The organism is Streptomyces sp. NPDC002793, from assembly GCF_040295485.1.
GTDB lineage: Bacteria > Actinomycetota > Actinomycetes > Streptomycetales > Streptomycetaceae > Streptomyces.
In genome coordinates this window covers 79,431-89,531 of the sequence record NZ_JBEOVL010000031.1, presented here as the reverse complement: position 1 = coordinate 89,531, position 10,101 = coordinate 79,431, and the positions used below count along the sequence as shown (strand labels likewise).

10 protein-coding genes are annotated in these 10,101 nt (G+C 72.0%); 8 read left to right on the top strand and 2 right to left on the bottom strand.

Annotated features, from left to right (window positions below):
* The first annotated feature begins 198 nt into the window (after positions 1-198).
* The 4 genes from ABT001_RS26275 to ABT001_RS26260 all read left to right on the top strand — a co-directional run bounded on the left by ABT001_RS26275 (position 199) and on the right by ABT001_RS26260 (position 3,402).
* Complete coding sequence (locus ABT001_RS26275; protein WP_351282094.1) at positions 199-738, top strand: hypothetical protein; 540 nt, start codon at positions 199-201, stop codon at positions 736-738.
* 76 nt (positions 739-814) lie between these two features.
* Positions 815-1,405 carry a hypothetical protein gene (locus ABT001_RS26270; RefSeq protein WP_351282092.1) on the top strand — a complete coding sequence of 197 codons (591 nt, stop codon included), beginning with the start codon at positions 815-817 and terminating at the stop codon, positions 1,403-1,405.
* Positions 1,406-1,687: 282 nt separating this feature from the next.
* Positions 1,688-2,371 (top strand): RNA polymerase sigma factor, encoded by a 684-nt coding sequence (locus tag ABT001_RS26265; RefSeq protein ID WP_351282089.1) that lies wholly within the window; start codon positions 1,688-1,690, stop codon positions 2,369-2,371.
* Positions 2,371-3,402 carry a hypothetical protein gene (locus ABT001_RS26260; protein ID WP_351282086.1) on the top strand — a complete coding sequence of 344 codons (1,032 nt, stop codon included), beginning with the start codon at positions 2,371-2,373 and terminating at the stop codon, positions 3,400-3,402. The genes ABT001_RS26265 and ABT001_RS26260 overlap by 1 nt, the downstream gene beginning before the upstream one ends.
* A 177-nt stretch (positions 3,403-3,579) precedes the next feature.
* On the opposite strand, the gene ABT001_RS26255 is transcribed toward ABT001_RS26260, so the two are convergent.
* Positions 3,580-4,491, bottom strand: coding sequence for a L,D-transpeptidase family protein (locus ABT001_RS26255; protein ID WP_351282083.1), 912 nt, complete (start codon positions 4,489-4,491; stop codon positions 3,580-3,582).
* Between the two features lie 268 nt (positions 4,492-4,759).
* Between ABT001_RS26255 and ABT001_RS26250 the strand changes: the two genes are divergently transcribed.
* Both ABT001_RS26250 and leuE read left to right on the top strand, forming a co-directional pair.
* Positions 4,760-6,340 carry an acyl-CoA mutase large subunit family protein gene (locus ABT001_RS26250; RefSeq protein WP_351282080.1) on the top strand — a complete coding sequence of 527 codons (1,581 nt, stop codon included), beginning with the start codon at positions 4,760-4,762 and terminating at the stop codon, positions 6,338-6,340.
* A gap of 120 nt (positions 6,341-6,460) precedes the next feature.
* Positions 6,461-7,120: a leucine efflux protein LeuE gene (gene leuE, locus ABT001_RS26245; protein WP_351282077.1), complete on the top strand. Its 660-nt coding sequence runs from the start codon at positions 6,461-6,463 to the stop codon at positions 7,118-7,120.
* A gap of 12 nt (positions 7,121-7,132) precedes the next feature.
* Here leuE and ABT001_RS26240 read toward each other — a convergent pair whose 3' ends face one another.
* Entirely contained in the window at positions 7,133-7,591 is a 459-nt protein-coding gene (locus ABT001_RS26240) for a MarR family winged helix-turn-helix transcriptional regulator (protein WP_351282075.1), read from the bottom strand.
* 184 nt (positions 7,592-7,775) lie between these two features.
* Between ABT001_RS26240 and ABT001_RS26235 the strand changes: the two genes are divergently transcribed.
* Together ABT001_RS26235 and ABT001_RS26230 are read left to right on the top strand one after the other, a co-directional pair.
* Entirely contained in the window at positions 7,776-8,741 is a 966-nt protein-coding gene (locus tag ABT001_RS26235) for a glycosyltransferase family 2 protein (RefSeq protein WP_351282073.1), read from the top strand.
* A 3-nt stretch (positions 8,742-8,744) separates the two neighbouring features.
* Positions 8,745-10,091, top strand: a complete 1,347-nt coding sequence (locus ABT001_RS26230; RefSeq protein ID WP_351282070.1) for a polysialyltransferase family glycosyltransferase — start codon at positions 8,745-8,747, stop codon at positions 10,089-10,091.
* The last annotated feature ends 10 nt before the right edge of the window (positions 10,092-10,101 follow it).

Below are 10,101 nucleotides of genomic sequence, written 5' to 3'. Positions count from 1 at the left end.
ATCCGACACCCCTCTTCCCCCCCCCGCCGCCCGTCCGTCGCTTCTGGTGGGGGTCCCGCCCCCCCGGCCGCTGCCCGGGGCGCCCTGATCAGGGCGCGCGGCGCAGGCCCGCTGGCCGTCTGGGTTGACCCGATTTCGCGCTTCCCCGTGGTGCGGGCCGGGAAGAATGACAGCCGGGTGCCACGGGGGGAGCATGATGTGGGTTTCTGGGGCTGCTATCTGGTGGGCCGAAGCGGTGAGCCGCTCATCGGCCACCCGGCGCTGCGGGACGCGCGCGAGCGGCTGACTCTGCGGGAGTACCGCGCGGACGGCTGGCAGGTCTGGGCCCATCCCACCGACCCCTCGCTCGGCAGCATGACCGCGCTGGCCGACGCCGCGCGGGCGCCGGTCCTCCTCGGATTCGTCATGGACGGTGCCTGCGTGGCCGTCGAGGCGGCGGGGCCGCGGAGCGGGTCCTGGTACGCCTGCCTCGGCCGGGCGCCCATGGCCGAACACCTCGGCAGGGACGGCACGACGCTGGAGGACTTCTTCCTGCCACCTGAGGACGCGGCGGCCAGGGCCGCCGGGTGGGCGGCCGAAACGGGCCGGGGCGTCCTCGAAGGGCCCCTGCTCGAACTGCTGCGCGTGGAGCGCCCGGAGCGGTCCGCGGAGGAACTTTTCTTCGCTTTTCTGGACCGTCTGGGCATCGAGAGCCTCCCCGGTCGACAGCTCGCTGCGCCGTCCGTGCCGGAAGAGTGACGCTTTTCAGCCATCTGGCGCAGTACGCGGTAGCGGGAAGCGGTGTGCTCCCGAGGAGCGATGGGGGTTGCTGTCGATGAGTCTGCTGGAACTGATCGCTCGTGCCGACGAGCGGGGGCTGGCGGCGAGCGGGGGCGCCTGTCTGGACCGCTGCCTCCCACCGCCGGAGGACGGGGACGAGCCGGAGCCGCTGCGCCCCCTCTGGGCGGCCTGCGAGAGCGGCGCGGAATGGGCCGCACGGCTCGACGCCGTACACACGGCGCTGGAGGGCGTCGCGGGGAGGGACGCCACGGCGGCCCGCGTCCGGGCACTGCTCGGCGGGGCGCCCCGGGAGTTCGCCACGGGTCCGCTGCGCGCGTGGGCGGAGTCCTGCTCGCTGCTCGCGCTGGAGACACACCAGGAGTTCGACCTTCCGGCCGGTGACGGCCCCCGGACGTCGCTGCGCGGCCTGGCCGACGGTGCGGACGGGGCCCTGAGCGGCCCCCTCGTCACGGGAGAGCTCCGCCGCCAGGCCGAGATCCTGGAGATCCTCGCCGATACCGCCGGACCGGCGGGCGGCGGAGCGGGGCTGCGCCGGGCCCTGGACCTGTCGACCGAGGGCCGGCGGGTACTGCGCGCGGTGATGTCCCGTCGTGCTCGCGGCCGTGGCCGGTCCGGGGGCGCGTAGCCGATCGGGGAGGAGGGAGTGGGACGACGGCCGAGGCCGCCACCCCCCACAGGAGAGGCCCCGGCCGTCTTCCACAGGGCCGCGGAGCGACCCCGTACTCATCTCAGCGCCACAGGTGCGTTTTCTGTCACACCCCACTGCGCCAGGAGAAGGTTGCGGGTTGTACAAGTCATGGACGGGGCACCTTCCGACCACGTAGCGTGCTGAGTCGCGCAGAGTCACGCGGAGTGGCGCAGTAGTGGTGACCAGCCACGATTCGGATCAGCAGGGCGGGTTGAGGGAGTGCTGGGGGACGACGCGGAGCTGACCGCCGCGGTGCTCGCGGCGCAGGACGGGGACGAGGACGCCTTCCGGACTGTGTACCGCGCCGTGCACCCACGGCTGTTGGGCTACATACGGACGCTGGTCGGTGAACCGGACGCCGAGGACGTGGCGTCCGAGTCCTGGCTGCAGATAGCGCGTGACCTCGACCGGTTCAGCGGGGACGCCGACCGGTTCCGCGGCTGGGCCGCGCGGATAGCGCGCAACCGCTCGCTGGATCACCTGCGGATGCGGGGCAGGCGCCCCGCCGTCGGCGGCGACGAGAGTGAACTGGCGGGCGAGCCCGCCGAGTCCGACACCGCGAGTGAGGCGCTCGAGTCACTCGCCACCGGACGTGCCATGTCCCTCATCGCGCAACTGCCGCAGGACCAGGCCGAGGCGGTCGTGCTCCGCGTGGTGATCGGCCTCGACGCGAAGAGCGCGGCCCGCACGCTGGGCAAGCGCCCCGGAGCGGTGCGCACCGCCGCGCACCGTGGGCTGAAGCGGCTCGCGGAGCTGGTCGGCGCCGACCACGGGCCGGAGGACGAAATTCCGGCAGCGGGCGCGGAGCTCGGCGCCGTGCCCGCGCAACGCCCCGGGCGCCAGGGTGCGGTGGCGCCCGCCGGTGTGACGCATTCGCGTCCGTGGACGCAGAGGGACATGTGATGGCCGACGAGCAGCAGGAGTGGCTTGACGCGGAAGCGGCGGAGATGTTGCTCCGTGGTGTGCCCGTCGAGCTCGTCGACGATCACGCGAGAACCGAGGCCCAGCAGTTGGAGGCCGCGCTGCGCGCGCTGCGGACCCCGGCACCGTCCGGCGGCGAACTGCCCGGCGAGGACGCCGTGCTGGCCGCCTTCCGTGAGACGTCGAGGGATGGGAAGCGGGCCGGGACGGCGGGCACCGCCGGACTCGCGGGGCAGCGGGACCCGCTGCACACCGTGCGGATCGGGAAGGCATCCGAGGCCAGGCTCCGGCGTCCGCGCTGGACCCGCCCGGTGCGCTACGGCCTTGCCGTCTCGCTCGCCGGGTGCGCGCTCGGAGGGGTGGCGGTCGCCGGGGGTACGGGCATGCTTCCCGCACCGTTCGGGGGCCAGGGCCCACCGGTTCCGGCCACGTCCGTCTCGGCGGCCGCGTCCCCCGAGGAGCTGGACGTCGAGGTGCCCGACGGCGGCGGCGCCTCGCCGCTGCCGTCCGCCACATCCGGCGCGACCGGTCCTCCGGCGGCCACGGACGCGCCGGACGCCGGGTCGGCCGGGAGCGACGGCCGGGCGGGGCAGGACGGCGGCGCGACGGAGCACGAGGACGGTGACCGGGACGGCGGGACCGGCGACACCGATGGTGCCCGGGACGGCACCGAGGGACGTGAGGTGCCGGGAGGGACCCCGGCCGAGGCGTACCAAAAGTCGGTCAGGGCCTGCCGCGACTACCGCGAGGACGCCCTGAGCAGGCAGGACGAGCGGCGGCTCCTCGAACTGGCGGACGGCAAGGACAACCTGGACCGCTTCTGCGATCGCCTCCTGGGGGAGGACTCCCGCGACGGCGGTTCCGCGGAGGACGGCGGCAGCCGCGGTGAGGGCGACAGCGGCGGTGAGGGCGGCAACAGGGACAGCGGCGAGGACGGCGGGGACCGCGAGAGCTCCCTCCCCTCGGTCTCCCTGCGTACGCCGTCAGCGCGGATCCCCTCGGCGACGCGCTGACCTGAACGAACGCGCCGGCTGTAACGTTTTCCGCCACCCTGGCGCAGTAATGAATGCCGACTGGTCATCGGCCGCGCGAAAGAGCCGGGGTTCCCCCCGTACCTTCGGCTCGGCGCACCCGGCGCGGGCGGGACACGTTCCCCCGGTCCCGCCCGCGCCCCTTACGGTGTCGCACGTCTACCAGTAGATGACGACCTTGTCGCCGTTCCGCACCTGGGCGTAGAGCGACGCGATCTTCCCTTCGTCCCGTACGTTCACACAGCCGTGCGAGGCGCCGCTGTAGCCGTTCGCCGCGAAGTCCGACGAGAAGTGCACCGCCTGGCCGCCGCTGAAGAACATGGCGTACGGCATGGGGGAGTCGTAGAGCGTCGAGACGTGGTGGCGGGACTTCCAGTACACGGAGAAGGCGCCCTCACGGGTGGGCGTGTACTGCGAGCCGAACCGCACGTCCATCGACGAGACGACCTTGCCGTCGATCATCCAGGACAGCGTGCGACTGTTCTTGCTGATGCACAGGACCCGGCCCGTCATGCAACGGGCGTCGGGCTTCGCCGCCGCGGGTTCGGCGGTCGGCGGGTCGAGTTCCTCCGCCGTCGGCTTCCGCGTCATCGCGAGCAGCCGTTCCCAGGTCACCACGTCGGTCCTCCCCGTGCGGGAGAGGCCCCGCTTGCCCTGGAAGGACTGCACGGACGCGGTGGTCGTGCTGCCGTAGTACCCGGTGGGGCTGCGGTCGAAGTGGCCGATCTGGCGCAGCCGGGCCTGGAGCTCCCGCACCCGCCGGCTCCGGTCGCCCACGGACATCAGGGTGCGGGGCTCCGGCGAGGGCCGTGCGCTCGGAGACCGTGAGGGCGTGGCCGAGGGGCTCGCCGGTCCGCCGCCGGGCTTGGAGTCGTCCGGAGTGGGGGAAGGCGTGGGGCGTGCGGGTGTGGGGGGCGAGGACGCCTCCGTCGGGAGAGCGGTGGGCTCCGCGGCTCCCACCGTCTCGACCTTGCAGCCCGCCGTCAGGGTCGCCAGCGCGACCACGCCGACGGCTGCCGCGGCTGCCGTGCGCGCGCCGCGCGCGTGCCCGTTCGTCCGTGTGCGTCTCATCCTCTGCCCCCTGGCTCGCCCGTCGCGGCCCCGGCCGTGCGTGACGCGCGTGACGCGCGTGACCTGTCGCGCGGCGCGGATATCTCATGAGACGGATTCCCGTCCTGCCCGGTTGCCGAATCCTGCGCATGATGAGAAGTGCGCGTCCAGGCCCCGGGCACCGCTGTGAGGAAGGTCCCAGCAGAGGGCTCCCGCAGGCCACGGCGTCGTCGATAGAGTCCGTCGCACAGTTGTTACCGAGAAGTAGCTTGAGTGGGAGGCACAGCAGATGACGCGTGAGTCCGAGTCGGGACTGCCCATCGAGCCGGTGTACGGACCGGAGGCGCTCGACGGCTGGCGGGCCGAGGAGAAGCTGGGCGCCCCGGGCGCGTACCCCTTCACGCGTGGTGTCTACCCCACCATGTACACGGGCCGTCCGTGGACGATGCGGCAGTACGCGGGATTCGGCACGGCCACCGAGTCCAACGCCCGCTACAAGCAGCTGATCGCCAACGGGACGACGGGGCTGTCCGTCGCGTTCGACCTGCCCACGCAGATGGGACACGACTCGGACGCCCCGATCGCCTCGGGTGAGGTCGGCAAGGTCGGCGTGGCGATCGACTCGATCGACGACATGCGGGTGCTGTTCGACGGGATCCCGCTGGACAAAGTGTCGACGTCGATGACCATCAACGCGCCCGCCTCCGTGCTGCTCCTGCTGTACCAGCTGGTCGCCGAGGAGCAGGGCGTGCCGGCCGACCGGCTGACGGGCACGATCCAGAACGACGTGCTCAAGGAGTACATCGCCCGGGGGACGTACATCTTCCCGCCGAAGCCCTCGCTGCGCCTGATCGCCGACATCTTCAAGTACTGCCGGTCCGAGATCCCGAGGTGGAACACGATCTCCATCTCCGGCTACCACATGGCCGAGGCCGGCGCCTCGCCCGCGCAGGAGATCGCCTTCACCCTCGCGGACGGCATCGAGTACGTGCGCACGGCGGTCGCGGCCGGGATGGACGTGGACGACTTCGCGCCGCGCCTCTCCTTCTTCTTCGTCGCCCGTACGACGATCCTCGAAGAGGTCGCCAAGTTCCGTGCCGCGCGCCGGATCTGGGCGAAGGTGATGCGCGAGGAGTTCGGTGCGAAGAACCCCAAGTCGCTGATGCTGCGCTTCCACACCCAGACCGCCGGAGTCCAGCTCACCGCCCAGCAGCCCGAGGTCAACCTGGTCCGGGTCGCCGTGCAGGGGCTCGGCGCGGTCCTGGGCGGCACGCAGTCGCTGCACACCAACTCCTTCGACGAGGCGATCGCCCTGCCGACGGACAAGTCGGCCCGCCTCGCCCTGCGCACCCAGCAGGTCCTGGCGTACGAGACCGACGTGACGGCGACGGTGGACCCCTTCGCGGGGTCGTACGTCGTGGAGAGGATGACCGACGACGTCGAGGCGGCGGCGCTGGAACTGATGCGCAAGATCGAGGACATGGGCGGTGCGGTCGACGCCATCGAACGCGGCTTCCAGAAGAGCGAGATCGAGCGCAGCGCCTACCGCATCGCGCAGGAGACGGACAGCGGCGAGCGCGTCGTCGTCGGCGTCAACCGCTTCCGCCTCGACGAGGAGGAGCCGTACGAGCCGCTCCGAGTCGACCCGGCGATCGAGGCGCAGCAGGCGGCCCGCCTGGCGAAGCTCCGCGCCGAGCGCGACCAGGGGGCGGTGGACGCGGCGCTGGCGGAGCTGAAGAAGGCGGCGGAGGGGACGGACAACGTGCTCCACCCGATGAAGGACGCGCTGAGGGCGCGGGCCACGGTGGGCGAGGTCTGCGACGCCCTGCGGGAGGTGTGGGGCGCGTACGTCCCGACGGACGCGTTCTGAGCGGCTGGACCACCCGTACGGGGGGAGCGGGCGGTCTCCCGCCGATCGGCGACGAGGGGCGATCGGCCGCATCCCGGAACGGCGGGACGGGGTGTCGTACCCGCGTGCGACACTCCGTTCATGCTGGGTGTCACCGATCTTCCGACCTATCTCGCCGGCCTGGTGCTGATCATTCTGCTGCCGGGGCCGAACTCGCTGTACGTGCTCTCCGTCGCAGCCAGACGTGGGGTGCGCACCGGCTATGTGGCCGCTGCCGGGGTGTGGACCGGGGACGCGATCCTGATGACGCTGTCCGCGCTGGGGGCCGCCTCCCTGCTGCAGACGACGCCCCTGCTGTTCGCGGTCGTCAAGTTCGCCGGCGCCGGTTATCTGACCTGGATGGCGATCGGGATGATGCGGGCGGCCGTGTCGATGTGGCGTGAGCGGCACCAGCGGATGGCCGATCTGACGGACGAGGGCGGGGCGCCCGCACCGGAGGCGGAGCGGCCCTACCGTCGTGCGCTCGTGGTCAGCCTGCTCAATCCGAAGCTGATCCTGTTCCTCATCTCCTTCTTCGTGCAGTTCGTCGATCCGGGTTACGCCTATCCGGGGCTCTCCTTCCTGCTGCTGGGCACGTTGCTGCAGGTCGGCAGCTTCCTCTACCTCTCGGCGCTCATATTCGGCGGCACCCGCCTGGCCGCCGCCTTCCGCCGCCGTAAGCGGCTTTCGGCGGGGGCCACTTCGGCGGCGGGTGTGCTGTTCCTCGGTTTCGCGGCGAAGCTGTCGTTCAGCAGCGTGTGAGCGCGGCGGCGGTCAGTGGTGCCAGGCCTTGCCGCCCACGTTGTGGATCATCCGCTGGAGGACCTTGAGTGCGGCGACGAACTCCTCGTCGGGGATCCCGGCGTGGATCTCCGCGCTGGCCCTGCTGACCCGTTCGAACGCCCTGGCGCGCAGCGCGTGCCCCTCGGCGGTCAGCCGCATGCGGGCGGTGTGGTCCTCCGTGACCAGACCCTGGGCGATGAGGGTGTCGATCTCGGGCTCCAGGGCGTCGCCGACGTTCAGGTAGCCGCGGAGCGTCGCGACCACCTCGGCGCGCGGACGGCCCTGTTCGTCCGCGTCGGCGAGCTGGTTGAGGACCCACCAGGGGGGCTGGGTCAGGCCGTGCTCGGCCAGTGCGGCCCGGATGTGGGTCACGGTCGCCTCGTGGGCCGCCCAGCTCCAGTAGCCGATGGGCTGCCGTGCCAGTCCTGCGTCGTCATGTGAGTAGTCCATGTCCTGGACCGTAGAACCTCAGGCAAGGTTGAGGTCAAGGGCTGTGTGTGGCGTCCGTGGGCCGCTCCCCGGCGGCGGTCACCACGGCGACGCCCAGAGTTCACCGTTCGTCGGGTCGCCGGACACCCGCTCCTCCCTCCGCGTCACTAGCGTGTGCGGACCATGATCGAAGGTGAGGGCCCGCGTGCCGAAGCTGTCCGTTGTCGTTCCGTTCCACAATGTCGGCGCCTTCGCCGACACGACGCTGGGCAGTCTTGCCCGTAACTCGGGCCCGGACATCGAGTTCCTGCTGATCGACGACTGCTCCACGGACGACACCCCGGCCGTCATCGACCGCTGGGCGGACAGACTCCCGCACGCCGAGGTCATCCGGCACGAGAAGAACGTGGGTATCGCGGCCGCCCGCAACAGCGGCATCGACGCGGCCCGCGGCGACTTCGTCACCTTCCTCGACGGCGACGACTGGTACGCCCCCGGCCACCTGGGCCGGCTGCTGCACACGGCCGCCGAGCTGGACTGCGACTTCGCCCGCACCGACCACGTCCAGGCCACGGGAACCAGCCGCGTCGTGCGGCGCGCGCCCGCCCGGCTCCGTGACACCGTGCTGGACCCGCGCGAGGGCATCGCGGCCCCCGAGTGGGAGACGATGGTCGACTACCCCTTCGTGTGGGCGGGCGTCTACCACCGGCGGCTCTTCGAGGACGGCGGCCACCGCTTCAACGAGCGGCTGCGCACCGCCGAGGACCGGCTGTGGATCTGGCAGCTGCACCTGCGGGCCCGCAGCTACGCGGCGCTGAACCTGTACGGCATCTTCTACCGCCGCGGTGTCACCACCTCCCTGACGCAGATCAAGGACTCCCGCCAGCTGGACTTCTTCCCGGCCTACGACACGCTGCTCGACGAGATCCGGGAGGACCCGGACGCGGAGCTGCTCCTCCCGAAGGCGGTCCGCACCTACTGCGCGATGATCGCCTTCCACAACGAGAAGGCGGACGCGTACGAACCCGCCACCTTCCGGCGTCTGCGCCACGAGTCGACCGCCGCGCTGCACCGCATGCCGCAGCAGGTCCTCGACCACACCCTGACGATGATGGACACCAGGCGCAGCACCGTGCTCAGCCGCCTGCGTGACAAGCAGAAGGCCGCCTGACCCATGCCCACGCGCACCCAGATCTTCCAGGTCTCGACCCTGTACGGGGCGGCGACGCTCGCGGCGGCGCTGGACGCCGGCCAGTTCGGGCCCGGGCCGGACAGCCACCGCGTCCTGCTCGTCTCCAACAACGCGTCGATCCCCGAAACCGCCCTCCGGCTGGAGGAGATGCGCGGCTACGGGGACATCGCCGCCCGCTTCGACTCCGTCGTCGACTGGAACGACGCCATCAGCCCGCACCACCCGAGCGGCTGGGGCCCCCGCGCCGAGGAGACCGAGCTCTGGCAGCGGGCCTTCCGCCTCGCCTGGGGCATTGCCCCCGACGCGCCCGTCGACCTCGCCGTCGAATCCATCCAGGTCAACCCGGCCCGCGCGCTGGCCGCGATCTTCTCCGAGAGCGCCGTGCACGTCTATGCGGACGGCCTGATGAGCTACGGCCCGACCCGCAACAAGGTGCCGCGCTCCATCGCCTGCCGCATCCAGCGGGTGCTCCACCTGGACCTCGTACCGGGACTGCGCCCGCTCCTCCTCGCGGAGTCAGGCGTCGAGCCCGAGCTCGTCCCGAACGACGCCTTCCGCAAGGTCCTCGGCGAGATCGCCGGGGCGGCGGACGGTGACCGCCGGCTCACGGAGGCCGAGGCCGAGGCGCCGACCGCCGTGCTCCTGGGCCAGTACCTCGCGGCCCTGAACATCCTCACGGCCGAGGAGGAGGAGGACCTGCACCTGCGCATGCTGCGCGGCGCGGCGCGGGCCGGCCACACCTCCATCCTCTTCAAGCCCCACCCCACCGCTCCGGCCCGCTACTCCAGGGCGCTCGACGACGCCGCCGCCGCGCTGGGGGTGAAGCTGACCACCCTGGACAGCCCGCTGCTCGCCGAGACCCTGTACGAGCGGTGCGCGCCCACGCTCGTCGTCGGCTGCTTCTCGACCGCGATGTTCACCGCCGCCGCCTACTACGGCATCCCCGTCGCCCGGGTCGGCACCCGTCTCGTGCTGGACCGCATCACCCCGTACGAGAACAGCAACCGCATACCGCTGACGATCGTCGACCACCTGGTGCCCGACCTCGACGAGCAGGCCGGTGAGCCCGTACCCGAACTCCCTTCCGTGGCACCGGAATCCCTCGCCCCGCTGGTCCGGACGGTCGGCTACTGCATGCAGTCCGGCCTGCACCCCACGCTCCGTGCCGAGGCCGAGTCCTGGCTGCGGGACCACCTCGACGCCGGCACGCAGTACTACTTCAAGCGGCGTCGACTGCAGAAGCTCACCCTGCCCGGCGGCGGACCGCGCGGAGCGGCGATCCGGCTGCGCCGCACGGTGCGGCGCACCCGCAACAGCCTGGGCCTCTGACTCCGGGACC